Raw genomic sequence first — 20,350 nt, 5'->3', positions numbered from 1 at the left:
GGAGAGAGCCATGCCCGCATCCACCACCTTCGACCTGCCGATCAGCGGCATGACCTGCGCCAGTTGCGCAGGTCGGGTCGAGCGCGCCCTGCGCAAGGTCACCGGCACCGAACATGTCAGCGTCAACCTGGCCACCGAGCAGGCCCGGGTCCAGGCGCCGGCCGACAGCTTGCCGGCATTGGTCGGCGCGGTGCGCGACGCCGGTTACAGCGTCCCCACCCGCACCCTCGAACTGCAGATCGGCGGCATGACCTGCGCCAGCTGCGCCGGCCGTGTCGAACGCGCCCTCGGCAAGCTGCCGGGGGTCGAGCAGGTCAGCGTCAACCTGGCCAGCGAACGCGCCCACCTCGAAGTTTTGCAGGCCGTCGATGACGGCGTGTTGATCGCCGCGGTGGAAAAGGCCGGCTACAGCGCCAGCCTGCCGCGCACCGCCGACGATGACCAGGCCCAAGCCCAACGCCGCCTGCGCAACGAACGCCTGGCGGTCGGCGCCGCCCTGCTGCTGGCCCTGCCATTGGTATTGCCGATGCTGGCGCAACCCTTCGGTGTGCACTGGATGCTGCCGGCCTGGGCGCAGTTCCTGCTGGCCACGCCGGTGCAGTTCATCCTCGGCGCACGCTTCTACGTCGCCGCCTGGAAGGCCGTGCGCGCCGGTGCCGGCAACATGGACCTGCTGGTCGCCCTGGGCACCAGCGCCGGCTACGGCCTGAGCCTGTACCAATGGGCCAACGCCCATGACGGCATGGAACCGCACCTGTATTTCGAAGCTTCGGCGGTGGTCATCGCCCTGGTGCTGCTGGGCAAGTACCTGGAAAGCCGCGCCAAGCGCCAGACCGCCAGCGCCATCCGGGCGCTGGAGGCGCTGCGCCCGGAACGGGCGGTGCGAGTCATCGAAGGGCGCGAGGAAGAGGTGGCGATCAGTCAGTTGCGCCTGGGCGACCTGGTAGTGGTCAAACCCGGCGAGCGCTTCCCGGTCGATGGTGAAGTGCTCGAAGGCAGCAGCCATGCCGATGAAGCGCTGATCAGCGGCGAAAGCCTGCCTGTGCCCAAGGCGCCTGGCGACTCGGTAACCGGTGGGGCCATCAACGGCGAAGGCCGGCTGCTGGTAAAAACCCTGGCCCTGGGCACCGAGACCGTGCTCGCGCGCATCATCCGCCTGGTCGAGGACGCCCAGGCGGCCAAGGCGCCCATCCAGAAGCTGGTCGACCGGGTCAGCCAGGTGTTCGTGCCAGCAGTACTGGTGCTGGCGCTGATCACCCTGGTCGGCTGGTGGCTGGCCGGCGCGCCGCTGGAAACCGCCCTGATCAACGCCGTCGCCGTGCTGGTGATCGCCTGCCCATGCGCCCTCGGCCTGGCCACGCCCGCCGCGATCATGGCCGGCACCGGCGTCGCCGCCCGTCACGGCATCCTGATCAAGGACGCCGAAGCACTGGAGCGTGCCCATGCGGTGAACAGCGTGGTGTTCGACAAGACCGGCACGCTCACCTCGGGCAGCCCGCGCATCGTCCACAGCCAAGCCAGCAGCGGCGACAACGACGAGTTGCTGCGCCTGGCCGGCGCCCTGCAACGCGGCAGTGAGCACCCCTTGGCCAAAGCGGTACTCGACGCCTGCGCCGAACAAGGCCTGCACGTGCCACAGGTTGCCGACAGCCAGTCCCTCACCGGTCGCGGCATCGCCGGCCAGGTGGATGGCCGTGAACTGGCCCTGGGCAACCGTCGCCTGCTCGACGAAAACGGTCTGCCGCCGGGTGACCTGGCCGACAGTGCGCAGGCCTGGGAAGCCGAGGGCCGCACGCTGTCCTGGTTGATCGAACGCGGCCAGCACCCTCGCGTACTCGGCCTGTTCGCCTTCGGCGACAGCCTCAAGCCCGGCGCCGGCGCGGCCATCGACGCGCTGCATGCCCGTGGCATCAGCAGCCACCTGCTGACGGGCGACAACCGTGGCAGCGCCAAAGTGGTGGCCGACGCCCTGGGCATCGATGACGTGCATGCCGAAGTGCTGCCAGCGGACAAGGCGGCTACAGTCGCCGCGCTCAAGCAGCAAGGCGTGGTGGCCATGGTCGGCGACGGCATCAACGACGCCCCGGCACTGGCCGCCGCCGATATCGGCATAGCCATGGGCGGCGGCACCGACGTGGCCATGCAGGCCGCCGGCATCACCCTGATGCGCGGCGATCCGCGCCTGGTGCCCGCGGCATTGGACATCAGCCACAAGACCTATGCGAAGATCCGCCAGAACCTGTTCTGGGCCTTCATCTACAACCTGGTCGGCATCCCCCTGGCCGCACTTGGTTACCTCAACCCGGTACTGGCCGGCGCCGCCATGGCCCTGTCCAGCGTCAGCGTGGTCAGCAACGCCCTGTGGCTGAAAACCTGGAAACCCACCGCCATCGACCAGGAGGCGCCATGAACATCGGCCAGGCCGCCCGCCGTAGCGGGCTCAGCGCCAAGATGATCCGTTACTACGAGTCCATCGGTCTGTTGCGCCCCGCCACGCGCAGCGAAAGCGGCTATCGCCTGTACCAGCAGGAAGACCTGCACAGCCTTGCGTTCATCAAGCGCTCGCGGGACCTGGGCTTCTCCCTGGACGAAGTCGCCAAGCTGCTGACCCTGTGGCAGGACCGCCAGCGCGCCAGCGCCGACGTGAAGGCCCTGGCCATGCAGCATATCGACGCGCTGAACCAGCGCATCGAAGAGCTGGTGAGCCTGCGCGACACCCTCGGTGAGCTGGTGGCCCACTGCCAGGGCGATGACCGCCCGGATTGCCCGATCCTCAAGGACCTGGCCAATGGCAGCGGCTGCTGTCACTGACGGTATCGCCTGTGGGAGCGGCAGTGCGTCGCTCCTGCGGACACCTTTTGGTATGCCATATTAGCCAACCCCGACCGATATCCCCTTCAATAGCCTTTTCACCCAATAAATACAGGCGTTCGCCTACATAAAACCCAGGCTTTGCCGATGCACTGTTACAGCCTCGTGCAACGACAAGAACAACTCTGGGAGCGTGGATGAACATCAAGCAGAAACTCACCTGGGCCTTCGCCATCATCGCCGGCCTGCCCATCGTCCTGGTCGCCACCCTGGTGGTGCTCAACCTGCGCGGCGAAGCCCGCGACGATTTCCTCGACAACAGCAGCCGGGAGATTCGCCAGGTCGGCAATGCCATGGACATCTTCTTCCAGGGCATCACCCAGAACGTCGACTACCTCGCCGCACAGCCCCTGGTGGCGGCCAGCGCTGACAACGTCAAGAAGCACATCAGCGCCGATGCCGCCAGCATCGCTCCCGGCGAGCAGGACAAGGCGCTGTTCGACCTGTTCAGCCGCCTGGCCCAGAGCCACCCGGACTACGCCTATGTGTCCTATGGCCTGAAGGACGGTGGCTACGCGTTCTGGCCGGGCGATCCGAAAATGGCCAACTATGACCCGCGTACTCGCCCCTGGTACCAGGCGGCCATGGCCAACCCCGGCAAAACCCTGCGCACCGCCCCCTACTACTGGGCCGGCGACGACGCCGTGCTGGTCAGCACCGTGCGCGCCGTGGCCAACACGCTGGGCAACCCGGGCGGCGTGGTCAACATCGATGTGTCGCTCAAGGGCCTTACCGAAATCGTCAAGCAGATCAAGCTGGGCGAGAGCGGCTACCTGATCCTCATGGAAAACAACGGCAACGTGATGGTCGACCCGCGCGACGCCAGCCACAACTTCAAGCAGCTCGCCAGCCTGGGCGACGGCTACGCCGAGCTGGCCAAGGCCGGCAAGGGCCTGGCCGAAGTGCAGTTGAACGGCGAGCGCTACATGGCCAACGTCTACCCCGACGAGAAACTCGGCTGGACCTTCATCGGCCTGATCCAGCAAGACGAAGTGATGCAGACCACCACCCGCCTTACCTGGCTGATCGGCGTCGTCGCGTTGATCCTGGCCGCCGTGTTCGCCGTGGTAGGCGCGGCGTTCGCCAAGCTCATCGTGCGCCCGATCAACAGCGTCACCAGCGGCCTGGAGAACATCGCCCAGGGCGAAGGCGACCTGACCCGCAACCTGGAGATCCGCGGCCGCGACGAAACCGCCCAGCTGGCCAGCTGGTTCAACCAGTTCCTCGGCGCCATCCGCAGCCTGATCCAGCACATCGGCGGTGCGGCGAGCAAGATTCTCAGCACCTCCAACAGCTCGACCCGCGTCTCCGGCGACATGGCCGAAGCCGCCGGGCGCCAGCGCGAAGCGGTGGACATGGTCTCCACGGCCTTCCATGAGATGGTCGCCACCGCCAACGAAGTGGCCCGTTCCTGCAGCCAGGCCGCGCAATCGGCCGACAGCGGCCAGCAGCAGGCCCGTGAAGGGCAGCAGCAGATCGACGCGGCGGTGCAGAGCGTCGATCGCCTGAGCCAGGAAATCGAGCAGTCGGCGCAATCGATCCAGCAACTGGAGCGTGACAGCAATGCCATCCAGTCGATCCTCGGCACCATCCGCTCGATTGCCGAGCAGACCAACCTGCTGGCGCTCAACGCCGCCATCGAGGCCGCCCGCGCCGGTGAGCAGGGCCGCGGCTTTGCCGTGGTCGCCGACGAAGTCCGCGCCCTGGCCAAGCGCACCGCCGACTCCACCGCCGAGATCGACGGCCTGCTGGGCAACCTGGCCAGCCGCACGGCCCAGGTCGCCGAGCAGATGCACGCCAGCATCGAGGTCTCGCAGCAGTCGGTCAGCCGTATCGGCCTGGCCCGCGACAGCTTCGGCCAGATCCGCGAATCGGTGGACGTCATCCGCGACATGAACACCCAGATCGCCACCGCCGCCGAGGAGCAGCACCAGGTGGCCGAGGACATCAACCGCCACATCAGCCAGATCCATGGCGATGCCCAACTGGTGGCGGAACTGGCCCAGGCGGCGCGTCAGGACTCCGAGAGCCTGGCCGGGCTGTCCAACGAGCTGGATGCGCTGGTGCGCAGGTTCAAGACCTGAGTTGCCGGCGGTGGGCACGCGCGCTCTTGTAGATGCGCGGTTGCCCACCGACCGGCCTTTTACCTGCTACAGGCGAAGCTCCCCCGGCGTCGCCCCGAACAACTGCTTGAACGCGGCAATATAGGCCGAGGTCGAGTCATAACCGCAGCCCAGCGCCGCCTGGGTGACGCTCTCCCCCGCTTCCAGCAGCGCCAGCGACGTCAACAGGCGCATGCGCTGGCGCCAGTTGCGAAAGCTCAGCCCCGTCTCGCGCTGGAACAGGCGCATCAGGGTCTTTTCCGACACCCCCAGTTGCACGGCCCACTGCTGCAAGGTCTGCACCTGGTCGGGCGCGGCGATCAGCCCGTTGCACAACGCCAGCAAACCCGGATGACGCGGCAACGGCAGCGAGAAGCCTACCTGCGGCAGGGTGCGTAGTTGGTCAAGCAACACCGCCACCAGCCGCGCCTCGGCGCTGTCGCCCTCCGGATAGGCCACGGCGAAGGTGCAGAACTGCTTGATCAGTTCGCGCGCCAGCGGCGTGACCTCCAGCACCCGGCATTCGCTGGGCGACCATGGGCAGGCATCGCTGCGCACATACAGGCTGCGCATCTCGGCCTGCATCGAGGTCACCACATCGTGCTCGGTGCCGGCCGGGATCCACACGCCCCATTGCGGCGGGGCGAAGTAGCTGCCGTCGCTGGTGTACACGCCAAGCACCCCGCTGATGGCGTAGGAGAACTGCACCCAGTCGTGGCGGTGGCGGGTGGTCCAGGATCCGGCACCGAGGCTCTCGGCGCGGGCATAGAGCGGCCTGGGCAAGTGGTCCAGCGTGGGGATGGGGCGCGGGCCGATAGTCGACATGATTGGGCCTGGTGTCTCGGGACGGACAAGGGTATCAGCCATCGCAGTCAACGCCGAACCTATCGCTCGATGATCGCCGTCACTCCCTGGCCGCCCGCCGCGCAGATGGAGATCAGGCCGCGCCCCTTGCCCCGCTCGCTGAGCAGCTTGGCCATGTTCGCCAGAATCCGCCCGCCCGTCGCGGCGAACGGGTGCCCCGCAGCCAGCGAACTGCCCTTCACATTCAGCCTGGTACGGTCAATCGCACCGAGCGGCGCATCGAGCCCCAGCCGTGTGCGGCAGTAGTCGGCATCTTCCCAGGCCTTGAGAGTGCACAGCACCTGGGCGGCAAAGGCTTCGTGGATTTCGTAGAAATCGAAGTCCTGCAAGGTCAGGCCGTTGCGTGCCAGCAGCCGTGGCACCGCGTACACCGGCGCCATCAGCAGGCCCTCCTGGCCATGGACGAAATCCACCGCCGCCGCCTCGCCGTCGACCAGGTAGGCCTGCACCTTGAGGCCATGTTCCTCGGCCCATGCCTCGCTGCCGAGCAGTACCAGCGAGGCACCATCGGTCAGCGGCGTGGAGTTGCCCGGCGTGAGCGTGCCAAGGCCGCTGCGCTCGAACACCGGCTTGAGCTTGGCCAGCTGTTCCAGGGTGAGGTCGGCGCGCAGGTTGTTGTCGCGGCTCAGGCCCAGGTAGGGCGTGAGCAGGTCGTCGTGCCATCCCTCGCGATAGGACGCCGCCAGGTGCTGATGGCTGAGCAGCGCCAGCGCATCCTGGTCGCCGCGCTCGATCTGCCAGGTCTGCGCCATGCGCTCGCAATGCTCGCCCATCGACAGCCCCGTGCGCGGCTCGCCGTTGCGCGGCAGCTCGGGCTTGAGCAGGCCCGGACGCAACTTGAGGAAAGGCTTGAGGCGCTCGCCAAGACTCTTGCCACGGTTGGCCTGCAGCAGGATCTGACGCAACCCTTCGCTCACCGCGATGGGGGCATCCGAGGTGGTGTCGACGCCGCCGGCGATGCCGCTGTCGATCTGTCCCAGGGCGATCTTGTTGGCCACCAGCAACGCCGCCTCCAGCCCAGTGCCGCAGGCCTGCTGGATATCGTAGGCCGGCGTCTGCGGCGACAAGCGCGAGCCGAGCACGCACTCGCGGGTCAGGTTCATGTCACGCGAGTGCTTTAGCACCGCCCCCGCCGCGACCTCGCCCAGGCGCAGCCCATGCAGGCGGTAGCGCTCCACCAGGCCTTCGAGGGCGGCGGTGAGCATCGCCTGGTTGCTGGCCTTGGCGTAGGCGCCATTGGAGCGGGCGAAGGGAATCCGGTTGCCCCCCAGGATCGCGACCCGGCGAATTGACTGCATGCCTGTTCCTCCTGAAACAATTTGAGCCTTAAGACTAGGTTCTTTTCGGCTATTCGAACGACCCTGCCACAAAGTTGGTCCACACTTGCATGCTTGCCTTCAGGGAGAACCGTACATGAGCGACCGCTATCTGGGCTTTGCCAACTCCACCCTTGGCCGCAAACTGGTCGATGCCCTCGGCCTGCCGCGCCCGGTGCCGCTGGAGCGCTGGCAGGCCGGGCGCCTGCGCCCCATCGAGGGCGCGCTGGTGCTCGGTGGCGGCCCACTGGCCAGCCAGGTCGCGGCAATCGCCCCACGCCTGACCGCCGATTGCTACGGCTTCGACGCCGAAGCACTCGACGCCCCCGCCTGGGTCGCCGGCCTGGGGCCGAAAATCAAGGCCGTGGTATTCGATGCCAGTCGCTTGTCCGACAGCGACGCGCTCAAGCAGTTGCACGAATTCTTCCAGCCCTTGCTGCGCAGCCTGGCCCCCAGCGCCCATGTGGTGATCCTGGGGCGCGCCCCGGAAAGCCTGGACGATGCGCAAGCCAGTGTCGCCCAACGCGCCCTGGAGGGTTTCAGCCGTTCGCTGGCCAAGGAGTTGCGCAACGGCGCCACGGCCAACCTCTTGTATGTCGGTGACGGCACCGAAGACCAGCTCGAAGGCGCGCTGCGCTTCTTTCTCTCGCCCAAGAGTGCGTTCGTTTCCGGGCAGGTCCTGCGCCTGTCGGCGTGCGCCGCCCAGGTCGAAGACTGGACTCGCCCGCTGGCCGGCCGTCACGCCCTGGTCACCGGTGCCGCGCGAGGTATCGGCGCGGCCATCGCCGAAACCCTGGCCCGCGATGGCGCCGAGGTGACCTTGCTCGACGTGCCCCAGGCGCAGCGCGACCTCGACGCCCTCGCCGCGCGCCTGGGCGGCCGTGCCCTGGCCCTGGACATCTGCGCCGCCGATGCCGCCGCGCAGTTGCTCGAAGCCTTGCCGCAAGGCCTGGACATCCTGGTGCACAACGCCGGCATCACCCGCGACAAGACTCTTGCCAACATGACCCCGGAATACTGGGACGCGGTGCTGGCCGTCAACCTCAAGGCCCCGCAGGTGCTGACCCAGGCGCTGTTCGAGGGTGGCAAGCTGCAGCGCGACGCCCGTATCACCCTGCTCGCCTCGGTCAGCGGCATCGCCGGCAACCGCGGCCAGTCCAACTACGCGGCCAGCAAGGCCGGGCTGATCGGTTTCGCCCAGGCCTGGGCGCCGCGCCTGGCCGCACAGGGTGCCAGCATCAACGCGGTGGCGCCGGGCTTTATCGAGACGCACATGACCGCGGCCATGCCCATGGGCCTGCGCGAGGCCGGCCGGCGCCTGAGCTCGCTCGGCCAGGGCGGCTTGCCGCAGGATGTCGCCGAGGCCATCGCCTGGCTCAGCCAGCCAGGTTCCGGCGCGGTCAACGGCCAGGCCCTGCGGGTCTGCGGCCAGGCCTTGATGGGAGCCTGACCATGACCCGACCCTGGCACGACCTGCACAGCCCCGACTCACGCCTGAACCTCTACCTGCGCGCCCTCGGCAGACGCAAGATCCGTGGCAGCCAGTTGCCTGAGCCGGGCCTGCGCTGCTACCTGCGGGTCGATGGCACCAACCTGGCAGCCTACCGCCGGCTCTGCCACTTCGCCGATGACGGCCGCCTGCCGGGCACCTACCCGCACGTCATGGCCTTCAGCCTGCAATTGCAGTTGCTTACCGGCGACGACTTCCCCTTCCCCCTGCTCGGGCTGGTGCACCTGCACAACAGCCTGCGGGTGCTGCGCCCACTGGGCGGCATCGATGGCTTGCGCTTCGCGGTGTTCGCCGACAACCTGCAGCCCCACGAAAAGGGCGGCACCTTCGACCTGGTGACCGAGGCCGAGGACGGGCTCGGGCTGCTCTGGCGCGAGACCAGCCGCATGCTGGTGCGCGGCCTCAAGCTCGAGCAACAGGCCGCCAGCGCCACCGCGCAGACACCCGCCGCATTGCCCGAGGCCACCCGCTGGTACGCCGACAGCGACATCGGCAGGCGCTATGCCAGGGTCTGCGGCGACTACAACCCGATCCACCTGAGCCGCCTCAGCGCACGGCTGTTCGGTTTCCCCAGAGCCATCGCCCACGGCATGTGGAGCAAGGCCATGGCGCTGGCGGCGCTGCAGGGGCACCTGCCGAAAGCCGGTTATGAATTCGCGGTGGATTTCCATAAGCCGGTGCGACTGCCTTCGGAAGTAGTGCTGAGCGCCAGCGAGGCGGGTCCGGCCGGCGAGCTGCGCCTGGATGGCCACGGTGGGCTGGTGCACATGCTCGGCAGTTGGCGCGCGCTCTGATCGGGCTTGCTTTGCAAGGAACCTCGCCGGAAGCTATGCGCCACGAGGAGATCCCGATGAACCTGCAAGAACTGACCGAACGCCTGCACCGCATCCGCGACACCAACGACTGGCGGGGTTTCCACAGCCCGAAGAACCTGGCCATGGCCGCCAGCGTCGAAATGGCCGAGCTGGTGGAGATCTTCCAGTGGCTGAGCGAAGACCAGTCGCGCCAGCTGCCCGCCGACCAGCTTGCCCACGCCGGCCAGGAAGTGGGCGATATCGTCCTCTACCTGCTGCTGCTGTGCAGCGAGCTTGGCCTGGACATGAACGAGGTGGTGCGGGCCAAGCTCGCCGACAGCGAGAGGCGCTTCGCCAAATGAACGACCGTCATTTCGATGAGCTGGCCAGCCGCTTCGCCGAGAAGATCTATGGCGGCGCCAAAGGGGCGATCCGCCTGGCGGTGCTGCAGGCCGACCTGGCCGAAACCTTGCCCGACCGCCCCTTGCGGGTACTCGACATCGGTGCCGGCCTGGGCCACATGGCCCTGTGGCTGGCCCAGCGTGGCCACCAACTGACCCTCGCCGAGCCCGCCGCGCCGATGCTCGACGGTGCCCGTGCGCGCTTCGCCGAGGCCGGCCAGCAGGCGACGTTCATCCAGGCGCCCTGGCAGGACCTGCTTGGCCAGCTCACCGAGCCCTACGACCTGGTGCTGTGCCACGCGGTGCTCGAATGGCTGGCCGAACCCGAAAGCATCCTGCCGGTGCTTCATCAGCTGACCGCGCCGGGCGGCTGGCTGTCGCTGGCCTTCTACAACCGCGACGCGCTGGTCTACCGCAACCTGCTCAAGGGGCATTTCCGCAAGCTGCGGCATAACCGCCTGGCCGGCGAGAAGCAGAGCCTGACGCCACAGAAACCACTTGATCCACGCGAGCTCAAGGCGCAACTTGAGCCCATGTGGCAGGTCGAAAGCGAAAGCGGCGTGCGGGTGTTCCACGACTACATGCCCAAGGAGTTCCAGGCCAAGGCCGAGCTGCTCGACCTGCTGGAGATGGAGCTGGCGCACCGTCGCCACCCCAGCTTCGCCGGCCTGGGTCGTTACCTGCACTGGATCTGCCGGCCCCACTGACCCGCCCGCCAGGAGGATACATGCCGTACCGTCTGCTCTGCCTGGCCCTGCTCCCCCTCGCCCTGGCCGCCTGCCAGAGCAGCAACCCCTATGTCGCCAGCGGCAAGCCGCTGCCACCGGCACCGCCGCAAGCCGCCGGTACCTTCGACGCCAGCGCCTACCCCACGCCACCGCGCGACTATGGCCGGTACCGCAGCTGGAGCTGGCGCAACAGCCAGCCCCCCGGCGGCCTGGCGAACGCTACGCCGGGCCAGTTGGCCGACGCGGTAAGCAGCGCCCTCGACCAGCACGGCCTGCGCCCGGCCCACAATGCTCCTGCCGACCTGCTGGTCAGCGCCGACGTGCGCCTGGAGCGGCGCCTGCGCCAGGTACGCGACTACGACTACGATCCCTATTACGGCCCCTACCCCTATGGCAGCGTCGGCTACGGCGGCTACCGCAATGGTTATGGCGCCTATGGCAGCGTGCCGATCGTGCGCACCTACCAGGTCGAAGTGATGGTGGTGCGCATCGACCTGTTCGATGCCCGCAACGGCCAGCCGGTGTGGAGCGCCAGCGCCGAAAGCGGCAGCGACAAGGACTCGCCGCGTGAACGCGAAAGCGCCCTGCGCGAGTCGGTGAGCAAGGCGATGAGCGGCTATCCTCCCAGCTGACCCTTTACGGAGAACCATCATGTTGCGCCGTCTCGTCCTTCTGTCCTTCGCCCTGCTGCTGGCGGCCTGTTCGAGCAACAACGTGCAGCAGGACTTCGATGCCAGCCGCGACTTCGCCGCCTACCGCAGTTGGGCCTGGCAGGAGCCGGCCCTGCAATACCGTCCGGACGATCCGCGGATCAAGAGCGACCTGACCGAGCAGCGCATCCGTCAGGCGGTCGCCGGGCAACTCGACCAGCGTGGCCTGCGCCCGGTCCAGGGCAGTGCCCGGGCCGATGTGAAGGTGCGCGCCTACCTGATCGTCGAGGACCGCCAGCAGCAGATCACCACCAACTATGGCGGCGCCTGGGGTGGTTATTGGGGCGGCTACTGGGGCGGGCCGATGTACAACGAGACCCGCAGCGTCGACTACAAGGTGGCGACCATCCAGGTCGACCTGTTCGACGGGCGTGACGGCAAGCTGGTGTGGCGTGGCAGCGCCGAACAGATCATGAACAACTACCCACCCAGCCCGCAGGAGCGCAACGCGGCGATCCAGAAGACCGTGACCCAGGTGCTGAGCAACTATCCGCCACATTGAGCCCCTGATCGCGGGGCAAACCCGCTGCCCCGCCCCCGCGATGCGCCGCTGGGGCGGGGCACTTCGATCAAGGCAACTTGCCATCACCTTGACTACACTCCTTGCACCGCCGCCACGCTGCCGGGCCCCAGGCCGGCAAAGGAGTGCCCGTGGTTCCCCGTTCCGTTGTGCGCCAACGCGGCGCGATCGGCCTGATGGCCGCGCTGACCATGGGCCTGGCCCTGGTGTTCATGCTCCTGACCGTCGACAGCGGCCGCCTCTACCTCGAACAACGCAAGCTGCAACGCATCGCCGACATGGCTGCGCTGGAAGCCGCCGAGCATGACGGCGCCTGCACCGGCAGCGGCCCGCAGGCATCCACCCTGGCCCGCACCGCCGCCACCCGCAACGGCCATTCGCCGCTCAACCCGCTGATCGCCAGCTGTGGCTACCTGCGCACCGGCAATGACAACCTGCGCACCTTCACTGCCGACAACCAGCGCAACGAGGCGATCAAGGTCGAGGTCAGCAATGTGGTGGTCACCAGCTTTGCCGGTGGCATCTACGCGCTGGTGCAGGGCGGTGCCATCGCCCGCACCACCACCCTGCGCGCCAGCGCGGTGGCCGCCAACCCTGGGCCGCCCCAGGCAATGCTGAGCATTCGCAGCACACTGCTGCAGGTCAGTTCGATGCAGTCGGCCATTCTCAACGCCCTGTTGAAGGCCATCGGCGCCAGCACCCAACTCACCGTGCTGGGCTGGCAAGGCATCGCCGATACCCAGCTCAACCTGCTCGATTACCTCGACGCACTGTCCACCGACCTGCACCTGAACCTGGGCGACTACCAGCAACTGCTGAACCTCCAGACCACCGCCGACAAGCTGCTGGACGTCGCCGTCAAGGTACTGCAGCAAAGCGGCGCCGCCGTGGAGGTGACCGGCAATCTGCTCAAACTCGCCGCGGACCTCAAAGGGCCGATCACCGTTGGACAATTACTCAACCTGCAGACCGGCACCGTCCAGGCCGGCCTGGACGCGAACGTGCAACTGCTGCAACTGGTCCAGGCCATGATTCAACTGGCGGCTAATCGGCAAGCGGTGAACGCCGAGATCCCCATCACCGTGCTGGGTCTGATCAACGGCCGCGTGTATCTGAAGGTGATCCAGCCCCCGCAGAACTCCGCCGTGGGCGACCCGCGCAGCGATGAGTTGCGCGTCCATACCGCGCAGATCCGCGCGCTGGTATCACTGGACCTGCCCCTGCTGACCGGCATCGCCGGGTTGCTCAATGCCGTGCTGGACCTGGCGGCGCCCTTGACCAACGTGCTCAACAACCTGCTCAGCCTGAACCTGCTGGGCACCGTGCAGTCGCTGACCTGCGCCCTGGGCATCCCGTGCAAGGTCAGCGACATCAAGCTGCTGGACAGCCAGGTGCACATCGACATCGGCATCGAAGTGGCCGAAGGCACCAGCCGCCTGCGCCCGGCACCACCCGACAACTACAGCTGCGCGCCCAAGAGCCTGACCACTCTCACCCAGCGCTCGGCGGCGAGGATCGCGATCGGCAAGTTCGACTCACCGGCCGAGTTCCTCAGCAATGGGCCTGACCTAGTGAAAGTGCAGGCCCTGCCGGTAATCGATATCGGCACCAATGTCTGCAGCCGCCTGCTGATCCTGCCGCCTTCCTGCGGTACACGCGTGCCCTATGCCGGCGGCGGTATCGGCCTGCGGGTGGACACCAAGCTGCTCGGCAGCAGCCCGACGGAAAAACCATTGGTCTTCGCCGGCGACCATGCCCCACGCACTATCGGCCAGGATCCGATGTTCCAGCCCATGGATAGCGACCAGGGCCAGGTGGTGGGCAGTCTGTCCGGCACGCTTGCGGGAGTACATCTGGAAGCCTACAGACCCACTGCCAACAGTGGCCTCGGCCAGGTGCTGGTGCTCACCGCCGGCCTGCTGGATGGGGTGAAGAACATCCTCGAGCCGATCATCAGGAACCTGCTCAGCCCGCTGCTCGATCCACTGGTCAACGGCTTGCTCAAGGTGCTGGGCATCGATCTGGCCAGCGCCGAGGTCGGCGCCAACCTCAGTTGCTCCAGCGGCCACGCTCAACTGGTGCAGTGAACCGGCAGCTCGATGCAGAAGCACGCGCCCCCGGGCGTATTGCTCACCGTCAGTTCGCCGCCCATCTGGCTGACGATGCCATGGCTGACCGATAGCCCCAGGCCGGTGCCGACACCAGCCGGCTTGGTGGTGAAAAAGGGTTCGAAGATCCGCTCGTGAAGCCGCGCATCGATGCCGCCGGCATTATCCTCCACCAGCAGCCACAGCCGCTCGCCATGCAGTGCCTGGCGCACGCGGATCCATGGCTGCGCCACCTGCTGCTCCAGCAAGGCATCGCGGGCGTTGACCATCAGGTTGATCAGCACCTGCTCCAGCTGGTCCTGATGCCCGAGCACCTGTGGCATCGCCTCGGGCGATTCCAGCTGCAGCGCCACGCCCTTGCCGCGCAGGCCCTCCTCCAGCAATGCATGGGCGCCCTGCACCGCGCACCAGGCGGCGAAGCGCTCGCGCTCGACCGTCGAACGCCGGCCATACACGCGCATGTGCTCGACCAGCCGGGCCGCGCGCTCTACCTGCGCCTCGATACGACGCAACTTGTCCTCCAGGTAGGCCGGATCGGCGGCGCCGTTCTCCAGGCGTTTGAGCGCATTGACCACCGCCATGCGCATCACGTTGAGCGGCTGGTTGATCTCGTGCAGCAGGCCGGTGGCCAACTCGCCGAGGGTAGCCATCTTGGCCCCCTGCAACAGCTGCTGCTGGCTGCGCCGCACCTCGGTGTTGTCACGGCCCACGGCCTGGACCTCGAGCAGGCGGCCTTCGCCGTCGAACATGCCGCGGTCGGCCCAGACCCACCAGGCATGCTCACGGCCAGGCAACTGCAGGCAGATCTCCGCGCTGCTCACCGGTTGCTCGGGCGTCAGTGCCCGCAGGCGCTGGATGAATCCCTCGCGCTGGTCGGCGGACAACCATTGCCCCAGGTCCGCGCCCTGCAACTGCTCGGGCGTGCAACCCAGGTAATCGGCCAGCGGGCGATTGCCGAACAGCACGCTGAGGTCCGGGCGATAGCGGCAGATCATCGCCGGCGAGTCCTCCACCAGCACCCGGTAGCGTTCCTCGCTCTGGCGCATGCGCTCGGCGGCCTCGGTGGCTTCGCTGACGTCCAGCCACAGGCCGACCACCTCCAGCGGCTGACCCAAGTCGTCACGCAGCAGGCGGGCCTCGTCGAGCATCCAGTGGTAACCACCGAGGTGGTCGCGCAGGCGATAGCGGCAACGCACCAGGCCATCGCGCAGCAGGCTGCGGGTGCGCTCCAGCCACAGTGGACGGTCGTCGGGATGTACCGCAAGGCCCGGCTGGCGGGCGAGTTCGCCGTCGGCCTCCCAACCCAGCAACGGCGCCAGGCTGGCACTGTAGAAATCGCTGTGCAGCGCGCCCTCGGCATAGCGTTGCACATAGATCACCGCGGGTGAGCGGGCAATCAGGTTCTCCAGCCGCGCCCGGGCCGCGCCAGCCTGTTGCTCCTGGGCCTTGAGGGCACTGATATCGAGCAGGAAACCGCGCAACTGGCCGCCCCGGCCCTGGCCGGCCCAATGGAACCAGCGCGGCGCCGCGAGCGGGTCACGGTCCAGCAGACGCACGCCCAGGCTCAACGCCTGCCCGTCACGGGCCTGGTCCAGGGCCAGCTGCGCGGGCTCGCGGTCGGCCGGGTGCAGGCGGGCAAGCCACTGGGCCTGGCCGACCCGGCTGTCGAAACCAAGGGCTGCGGCCAGGGCCGGGTCCAACTGCAGGTCGCCGTGCGCCGGCCACTCCCACCACCCCGCGCCCAACTGCTGCTGCAGGTCGTCGAGGTGATGGGCCTGGTGCTGCAGTTGCTGGCGGCGATGCCGTACCAGCAGCGGCTCGGTCAGGCTGCGCACCAGGGCCAGGGCCATGTCGACCGCAGGCACCTGGCGCGCCCCGGCGCACAACATCCAGGCCTCGGCCTCCAGCCCTTGCCGATAGGGCACCAGGAACAGCGAGGCGCCTCCGCACAGGGCGAGCAGATCAGGGTCGTCGCGCACCTCGATCAGGGTCTGGGCCGGCCACTGGTCCAGCCTGTCCCGCAACCGACGATCATCGGGCCAGGGCCAGGCATCATCGCTGCTGGCAAAGTGGCGCCAGCCGCCCGGCTCGCGCAGAACCAGGCGCAGCGCGGCGGCCTGCCAGTGTTCAGTCAGGCTACGCAACTGCTCGCGCACCGTCTGCGCCAGGCGCTCGGCGCCGCATTCGCGCAGGGCATGGCCGATCTCTCCGAGCAGCGGTCGCTGGCGATCCCAGCGCTGTTCGCGGAGCAGGTCGCCGATGTCGAACAGTTGCAGCATCCAGCCCTGCTCGTGGCGTTGCAGCCAGCCACGGGTGTGCAGGGCGTGGCCCATGACCGTATGGAAATCCAGGTCCAGTGGCTGCCCCTGCCAGTCCGCGGGATGGCCTTCGAGCACCAGCCAGCTGTGTCGCTCAAGGTAGTCGTGCACCCGTGCGCCAGCCTGGCCGGGCAATGCCAGCAAGCTGCGCAGCGGGCCGGCCAGGCGCAGCACCCGCGCCTGGTCGTCGAGCCACAGTTGCAGGCCGACGGCGGGTGTCGCCTCGGGCGCCTGGGCAGGAGCCGGCGCGGCGAACCAGCGGTCGAACAGACCGCCACTCACAGTTGCAGGCTCGCCTGGGCCTGCAGCCGCGCGGGCAGCTTGGGCACATCACCGATCACCGGCAGCAGCAGGGTCGGCAAGACCCGATTGAGGCGTTCGCGGGGATAGTCGATCACCACCGTCAGCACCTTGTCCGTGCCCACGGTGACCCGGGTATCGGTGTTCACATTGAAGCCCAGCGCATTGGGCATCCACGCCAGTTGCTGGCCGATCACCTGGCGGGCCAGCCCCTGCACATCCAGCTCGTAGGTCTGGCTGCTCGGGTCCACGGCCACGCAACGGCGCACCGCTTCGCTGCTGGCCTGGTTGAACGACTGCAGCATGAGCATTGGCAAGGCGTAGCTGACCAGGCCGTAGAACACCGCGAAAAACACCATGAATACCGCGACAAACTCGATGGCAGCCGCGCCTTTTTGTTGTCCCGCCGGGCCTGCTTTCATGTTCGCGTCTACCCTGACTGTGAGACCTGTCTGAAAGCATAGAACCGTTCAACGAATAGGGATGGCAATTTGCCAATGCAAAGCATTGTTCTCCTGCTGTGGCTTGCCTTGTGCACCGAACAAGATGTCCGTGAACGACAAATCTCCAACGCCCTGACCCTGGGCGTCGCGGCGTGCGCCCTGGCCTGGCTGTTCGCCACCGGACGCAGCTGGATCGGCGCCGACGCCAGCGAGGCCGGTTGGGGCCTGGCCATCGTCATGCTGCTGACCCTGCCCGGCTACATGCTCGGCCGATTCGGCGCCGGCGACGTGAAACTGATGGGCGCCCTGGCGCTGGCCACCAGCCCGCAGTACGTGCTCGGTACCTTCATCGGCGCCGGGGTCACCGTCCTGGCCTGGATGTTCGGCCGCCGGCGCCTGTGGACCCTGCTCAACCCCAAGGTGAAGAAGCGCCTGCAGGCGCTGGCCGAACAGGTCGGCGACAAGCAGCCCTTTGCCCCCTACGTGCTTGCTGGCTTCCTGCTGACAGCGGTATGGATCCAATAAACGACCGAAGGGTCGGATTCTGGAGTAGGAACGATGTACATAACGGCAAAGTGCGACTACTTTTCTAACTGCCAGAGCGTCTGGCCCGGGAGCAGGGCCGATACAACAGGGAGTTGATCGTGAACAAACCCGTCAGTGAGGTGAAAGTGCTGGTGGTCGACGACCAGCCAGTGATCGTCGAAGAGTTGTGCGAATTCCTCGAAAGCGAGGGCTACCGTTGTGTCCCCGCCCACTCCACCGGCCAGGGCATCGACTGCTTCAAGGCGGACGAAACCATCGGCCTGATCCTGTGTGACCTGCACATGCCCGAACGCGATGGCATCGAACTGGTGCGCACGTTGAAGCAGATCGCCGGGCCGCAGCGCATGTTCGAGGCGATCATGCTGACCGGCCGCGCCGACAAGCAGGACGTTATCCGCGCCCTGCGCGAGGGCTTTGCGGACTACTACCAGAAACCCATGAACCTGGAAGAGTTGCTCGAAGGCGTGCGCCGGCAGGAAGCCGCGCTGCTGGAGCGGCGGCGCAACTTCCGCGAACTGGGCAGCCTCAACCAACGCCTGCAGGAGCTGGCCGAGTCCATCGACGACCTCTACCAGGACCTGGAGAAAGCCCGGGGCCAAGGCGCCCATCGGCGCGCCGGCGATAGCGAGGAAGGCGAGCCGGAGCTGCCGGCGGCGTTCGAGAAGCTGTCACCGCGGCAACTGGAAGTCGCCCGGCTGGTGAGCAAGGGCAAGACCAACTACCAGATCGCCTGCGAACTGGGCATCACCGAAAACACGGTGAAGCTGTACGTTTCCCAGGTGCTGCGCCTGACCCACATGCACAACCGCACGCAACTGGCGCTGGCGCTGACCCCACGCTCTTCGCCAGTGCATCAGCGCTTTACCACCCATTGAATGCCTTGATTCTGATCGCGGGGCCAGGCCGCGATCAGGCACTCAATTGTTCGACGAACTGATCTTGGTCCAGCGGTAGAAATCCGGGATCGGATACTTGTAGCTGTCCAGCCAGCGCTGCATGGCCTGGTCGCGCTCCTTGTCGGTCTGCACCTGGCGCACGCTGGAGGCCTGGCGGTTGCTCGCCTGCACCTGCAACAGGGCTTCGGTGGCGGTCTGCGGGCGCGGCTGGCGCGGCGGGTCCTCGGCCAGCGCCGACAGTGGCGCGGCCAGGCAGGCGAGGACGATCCAGGGCTTGAACATGTTCACCTCCGCTCAGTTGATGGCCGCGGCCGGGGATTCGGTGGCGGCCAGCGGGCCACGCCCGTTGGCAAGAATGCGCTGCGCCCGGGCCTGGGCCTCGGCGAACTGCTCGGGCTTCAGGTGCAGGCGATTGACCAGGTCCTCCGCCTGGCGCCAGTTGTCCTGCACCAGCGACAGGGTCACCAGGTTGACGGCCGGCAGCGGGTTATCGTCCTTGAGCTCGATGGCGGTCAGAAACTCGAAACGCGCCTGTTCGTGATTGCCCAGATTCATCTGCACCACGCCCAGGTCGTTGCGCACCTTCTCGTCGGTGGGCGCCAGCCGCGCCGCCCGTTGCAGGTTGCGCAGGGCCTGGGTGTCGTCGCCACGGGCCGAGGCCAGTTGCCCCAGGCCGTGCTCGCCTTCGGCGGCCAGGCAGCCGCCGAGCAGGCTGCGGTAAAGCGGTTCGGCCTCGGGGCGCCCGAGCAGGCGCAGCACCTTGGCCTTGCGCAGACGCACCTGGTCGAGCTGCTCGGGCAACTGCTCCAGGTGGGCCAGCCCGGCGTGCGGGCGGCCTTCGCTGATCATCTGGTCGGCCATGTCCAGGCTCAACTGCTGGTCGGCATCGGGCTTGCCACAGGTGCCGCCGCCCAGCAGGCGTGCCAGGCCTTCGGGGGGCTGCCCGGCGCAGCCGCCGAGCAGCAGCAGGCTGATGAACGTCAGGATGGCTTTCATTGCGCGTCTCCCCTATCAATGCCCGAATGTTCCGGCGCTCATGAGCCCAAGGCCCGCGCCAGGGCGGAAAACCCCGGCCCGGCCAGGACAATGAGCAGGGCCGGGAACAGAAACACCATCATCACCGCCGACATCTTCGCCGACATCTTCGACACTCGCTCCTGCAGGCCGGTCAAGCGGCGGTCGTCGAGCAGTTCCTTGAGTGCCAGAAGCGACTTCATCGAGCCACTGCCCTGCACCAGCAGTTGCTGGAGGATGACGCAGGTGTCGATGAACTCGTCCACCGCCAGCAGGCGCGCGGTCTTTTCCAGCTCCGGGCCCAGGGCCAGGCCGGAATCGACCCGCTGCAACACCAGGCGCAACTCGTCGCTGATGTTTGGCACCAGGCTGCGGCCTTCCAGGGCCAGCACGCGCAGGGCCTGCTCCACCGCCAGCCCGGTTTCGAAGAGGATGCGCAGCAACGGGATGAGCAGGCTCACCTCCTCAGCGATCCGCCGCTGGCGCCGGGCCGCCGCCACGACCAGCAGGCGCTTGGGCAACAGGTAGCCCGCGCCCAGCGCACAAAGCAACAGCACTCCCCAGTGCCCACGGTTTTCCCCGGGCAGGCCATGGGCCAACAGCAGCGCCATGCCCACTGCCAGCACCGGCAAGCCCAATTGCACGGCGGCGAACAGTGCGCGTTGCCGGCTGCGTCGCCAGCCCAGGCGGTCGAGCAGCGCCTGGGTCTCGCCGTCCAGCCGTTGCAGGCGCCGCCCCCACGGGCTGCTGCCCAGCCACTGCAACCAGTCGCCGAGGCGCTCGTCGCGGTCCAGCCGCCCCTGCAGGCGCCGCGCCACGCGCTGGCGAGCGCGCCACTGGCCGATGGCCTGCGTGGCCAGCAGGGCGAACGCGGCGAACAGGCACAGGGCGCTGAGCATCAGGGCCATG

The 20,350-nt window shown here is 67.6% G+C and carries 19 protein-coding genes and 1 pseudogene; 13 read left to right on the top strand and 7 right to left on the bottom strand.

Annotation, left to right across the window (positions count from 1 at the left end; genetic code table 11):
• Window positions 1-10: 10 nt before the first annotated feature.
• From C3F42_RS21655 to C3F42_RS30375, 4 genes and pseudogenes are all read left to right on the top strand, one after another.
• Window positions 11-2,410, top strand: a complete 2,400-nt coding sequence (locus C3F42_RS21655; RefSeq protein WP_104444887.1) for a heavy metal translocating P-type ATPase — start codon at window positions 11-13, stop codon at window positions 2,408-2,410.
• Window positions 2,407-2,811: a Cu(I)-responsive transcriptional regulator gene (gene cueR / locus C3F42_RS21650; protein ID WP_023631307.1), complete on the top strand. Its 405-nt coding sequence runs from the start codon at window positions 2,407-2,409 to the stop codon at window positions 2,809-2,811. Before C3F42_RS21655 ends, cueR begins: the two co-directional genes overlap by 4 nt.
• Window positions 2,812-3,008: 197 nt before the next feature.
• Window positions 3,009-4,049, top strand: a pseudogene (locus tag C3F42_RS30380) (cache domain-containing protein); the annotation flags it as partial.
• 138 nt (window positions 4,050-4,187) lie between these two features.
• Window positions 4,188-4,955, top strand: a complete 768-nt coding sequence (locus C3F42_RS30375) for a methyl-accepting chemotaxis protein (protein WP_371041622.1) — start codon at window positions 4,188-4,190, stop codon at window positions 4,953-4,955.
• 66 nt (window positions 4,956-5,021) lie between these two features.
• On the opposite strand, the gene C3F42_RS21640 is transcribed toward C3F42_RS30375, so the two are convergent.
• On the bottom strand, window positions 5,022-5,798 hold the full coding sequence (locus C3F42_RS21640; protein ID WP_038706826.1) for a helix-turn-helix transcriptional regulator: 777 nt from the start codon (window positions 5,796-5,798) through the stop codon (window positions 5,022-5,024).
• Between the two features lie 59 nt (window positions 5,799-5,857).
• Window positions 5,858-7,135: an acetyl-CoA C-acetyltransferase gene (locus tag C3F42_RS21635; protein ID WP_104444885.1), complete on the bottom strand. Its 1,278-nt coding sequence runs from the start codon at window positions 7,133-7,135 to the stop codon at window positions 5,858-5,860.
• A 115-nt stretch (window positions 7,136-7,250) separates the two neighbouring features.
• Here C3F42_RS21635 and C3F42_RS21630 point away from each other — a divergent pair, with 115 nt between their 5' ends.
• The 7 genes from C3F42_RS21630 to C3F42_RS21600 all read left to right on the top strand — a co-directional run bounded on the left by C3F42_RS21630 (window position 7,251) and on the right by C3F42_RS21600 (window position 13,903).
• Entirely contained in the window at window positions 7,251-8,603 is a 1,353-nt protein-coding gene (locus tag C3F42_RS21630) for a 3-oxoacyl-ACP reductase (RefSeq protein ID WP_094012505.1), read from the top strand.
• A 2-nt stretch (window positions 8,604-8,605) separates the two neighbouring features.
• Window positions 8,606-9,457: a MaoC/PaaZ C-terminal domain-containing protein gene (locus tag C3F42_RS21625; RefSeq protein WP_094012504.1), complete on the top strand. Its 852-nt coding sequence runs from the start codon at window positions 8,606-8,608 to the stop codon at window positions 9,455-9,457.
• A 56-nt stretch (window positions 9,458-9,513) separates the two neighbouring features.
• Entirely contained in the window at window positions 9,514-9,819 is a 306-nt protein-coding gene (locus tag C3F42_RS21620; RefSeq protein WP_046857688.1) for a MazG-like family protein, read from the top strand.
• On the top strand, window positions 9,816-10,565 hold the full coding sequence (locus tag C3F42_RS21615) for a methyltransferase domain-containing protein (RefSeq protein WP_094012503.1): 750 nt from the start codon (window positions 9,816-9,818) through the stop codon (window positions 10,563-10,565). The genes C3F42_RS21620 and C3F42_RS21615 overlap by 4 nt, the downstream gene beginning before the upstream one ends.
• A gap of 20 nt (window positions 10,566-10,585) precedes the next feature.
• On the top strand, window positions 10,586-11,218 hold the full coding sequence (locus C3F42_RS21610) for a DUF4136 domain-containing protein (RefSeq protein WP_094012502.1): 633 nt from the start codon (window positions 10,586-10,588) through the stop codon (window positions 11,216-11,218).
• Window positions 11,219-11,237: 19 nt separating this feature from the next.
• Window positions 11,238-11,798 carry a DUF4136 domain-containing protein gene (locus tag C3F42_RS21605; protein WP_023630953.1) on the top strand — a complete coding sequence of 187 codons (561 nt, stop codon included), beginning with the start codon at window positions 11,238-11,240 and terminating at the stop codon, window positions 11,796-11,798.
• A gap of 149 nt (window positions 11,799-11,947) precedes the next feature.
• Window positions 11,948-13,903, top strand: coding sequence for a pilus assembly protein TadG-related protein (locus C3F42_RS21600; protein WP_232888279.1), 1,956 nt, complete (start codon window positions 11,948-11,950; stop codon window positions 13,901-13,903).
• Here the strand turns inward: C3F42_RS21600 and C3F42_RS21595 are convergent.
• Both C3F42_RS21595 and C3F42_RS21590 read right to left on the bottom strand, forming a co-directional pair.
• Window positions 13,888-16,524, bottom strand: a complete 2,637-nt coding sequence (locus tag C3F42_RS21595; protein WP_104444884.1) for a PAS domain-containing sensor histidine kinase — start codon at window positions 16,522-16,524, stop codon at window positions 13,888-13,890. The genes C3F42_RS21600 and C3F42_RS21595 overlap by 16 nt on opposite strands.
• A complete protein-coding gene (locus C3F42_RS21590; RefSeq protein ID WP_023632045.1) occupies window positions 16,521-16,964 on the bottom strand; it encodes a TadE family protein in 444 nt (147 codons plus the stop codon). The genes C3F42_RS21595 and C3F42_RS21590 overlap by 4 nt, the downstream gene beginning before the upstream one ends.
• Before the next feature lie 75 nt (window positions 16,965-17,039).
• Here C3F42_RS21590 and C3F42_RS21585 point away from each other — a divergent pair, with 75 nt between their 5' ends.
• Both C3F42_RS21585 and C3F42_RS21580 read left to right on the top strand, forming a co-directional pair.
• Complete coding sequence (locus C3F42_RS21585) at window positions 17,040-17,510, top strand: prepilin peptidase (RefSeq protein ID WP_038706832.1); 471 nt, start codon at window positions 17,040-17,042, stop codon at window positions 17,508-17,510.
• Between the two features lie 113 nt (window positions 17,511-17,623).
• Window positions 17,624-18,406: a response regulator transcription factor gene (locus C3F42_RS21580; RefSeq protein WP_201754850.1), complete on the top strand. Its 783-nt coding sequence runs from the start codon at window positions 17,624-17,626 to the stop codon at window positions 18,404-18,406.
• A gap of 42 nt (window positions 18,407-18,448) precedes the next feature.
• Here the strand turns inward: C3F42_RS21580 and C3F42_RS21575 are convergent, their stop codons facing one another.
• The 3 genes from C3F42_RS21575 to C3F42_RS21565 are packed head-to-tail and all read right to left on the bottom strand — an operon-like array spanning window position 18,449 to window position 20,349.
• Window positions 18,449-18,709 carry a DUF3613 domain-containing protein gene (locus tag C3F42_RS21575; protein ID WP_038706834.1) on the bottom strand — a complete coding sequence of 87 codons (261 nt, stop codon included), beginning with the start codon at window positions 18,707-18,709 and terminating at the stop codon, window positions 18,449-18,451.
• A gap of 12 nt (window positions 18,710-18,721) precedes the next feature.
• Window positions 18,722-19,423, bottom strand: a complete 702-nt coding sequence (locus C3F42_RS21570; protein ID WP_038706835.1) for a tetratricopeptide repeat protein — start codon at window positions 19,421-19,423, stop codon at window positions 18,722-18,724.
• 38 nt (window positions 19,424-19,461) lie between these two features.
• Window positions 19,462-20,349 carry a type II secretion system F family protein gene (locus tag C3F42_RS21565; protein ID WP_104444882.1) on the bottom strand — a complete coding sequence of 296 codons (888 nt, stop codon included), beginning with the start codon at window positions 20,347-20,349 and terminating at the stop codon, window positions 19,462-19,464.
• Window position 20,350 lies beyond the last annotated feature (1 nt).

The organism is Pseudomonas sp. PONIH3 (assembly GCF_002934345.1).
Taxonomy (GTDB): domain Bacteria; phylum Pseudomonadota; class Gammaproteobacteria; order Pseudomonadales; family Pseudomonadaceae; genus Aquipseudomonas; species Aquipseudomonas soli.
The sequence above is the reverse complement of the archived record's forward strand: the minus strand, read 5'-3'. Positions and strand labels throughout refer to the sequence as shown.

Excerpts from the sequence above, each read along its gene's own strand:
- C3F42_RS21625 (WP_094012504.1), top strand. The coding sequence starts at position 8,606 with ATGACCCGACCCTGGCACGACCTGCACAGCCCCGACTCACGCCTGAAC.
- C3F42_RS21570 (WP_038706835.1), bottom strand. The coding sequence starts at position 19,423 with ATGAAAGCCATCCTGACGTTCATCAGCCTGCTGCTGCTCGGCGGCTGC.
- C3F42_RS21630 (WP_094012505.1), top strand. The coding sequence starts at position 7,251 with ATGAGCGACCGCTATCTGGGCTTTGCCAACTCCACCCTTGGCCGCAAA.
- C3F42_RS21610 (WP_094012502.1), top strand. The coding sequence starts at position 10,586 with ATGCCGTACCGTCTGCTCTGCCTGGCCCTGCTCCCCCTCGCCCTGGCC.
- C3F42_RS21575 (WP_038706834.1), bottom strand. The coding sequence starts at position 18,709 with ATGTTCAAGCCCTGGATCGTCCTCGCCTGCCTGGCCGCGCCACTGTCG.
- cueR (WP_023631307.1), top strand. The coding sequence starts at position 2,407 with ATGAACATCGGCCAGGCCGCCCGCCGTAGCGGGCTCAGCGCCAAGATG.
- C3F42_RS21585 (WP_038706832.1), top strand. The coding sequence starts at position 17,040 with ATGCAAAGCATTGTTCTCCTGCTGTGGCTTGCCTTGTGCACCGAACAA.
- C3F42_RS21635 (WP_104444885.1), bottom strand. The coding sequence starts at position 7,135 with ATGCAGTCAATTCGCCGGGTCGCGATCCTGGGGGGCAACCGGATTCCC.
- C3F42_RS21640 (WP_038706826.1), bottom strand. The coding sequence starts at position 5,798 with ATGTCGACTATCGGCCCGCGCCCCATCCCCACGCTGGACCACTTGCCC.
- C3F42_RS21655 (WP_104444887.1), top strand. The coding sequence starts at position 11 with ATGCCCGCATCCACCACCTTCGACCTGCCGATCAGCGGCATGACCTGC.
- C3F42_RS21565 (WP_104444882.1), bottom strand. The coding sequence starts at position 20,349 with ATGGCCCTGATGCTCAGCGCCCTGTGCCTGTTCGCCGCGTTCGCCCTG.
- C3F42_RS30375 (WP_371041622.1), top strand. The coding sequence starts at position 4,188 with ATGGCCGAAGCCGCCGGGCGCCAGCGCGAAGCGGTGGACATGGTCTCC.
- C3F42_RS21615 (WP_094012503.1), top strand. The coding sequence starts at position 9,816 with ATGAACGACCGTCATTTCGATGAGCTGGCCAGCCGCTTCGCCGAGAAG.
- C3F42_RS21620 (WP_046857688.1), top strand. The coding sequence starts at position 9,514 with ATGAACCTGCAAGAACTGACCGAACGCCTGCACCGCATCCGCGACACC.
- C3F42_RS21590 (WP_023632045.1), bottom strand. The coding sequence starts at position 16,964 with ATGAAAGCAGGCCCGGCGGGACAACAAAAAGGCGCGGCTGCCATCGAG.
- C3F42_RS21605 (WP_023630953.1), top strand. The coding sequence starts at position 11,238 with ATGTTGCGCCGTCTCGTCCTTCTGTCCTTCGCCCTGCTGCTGGCGGCC.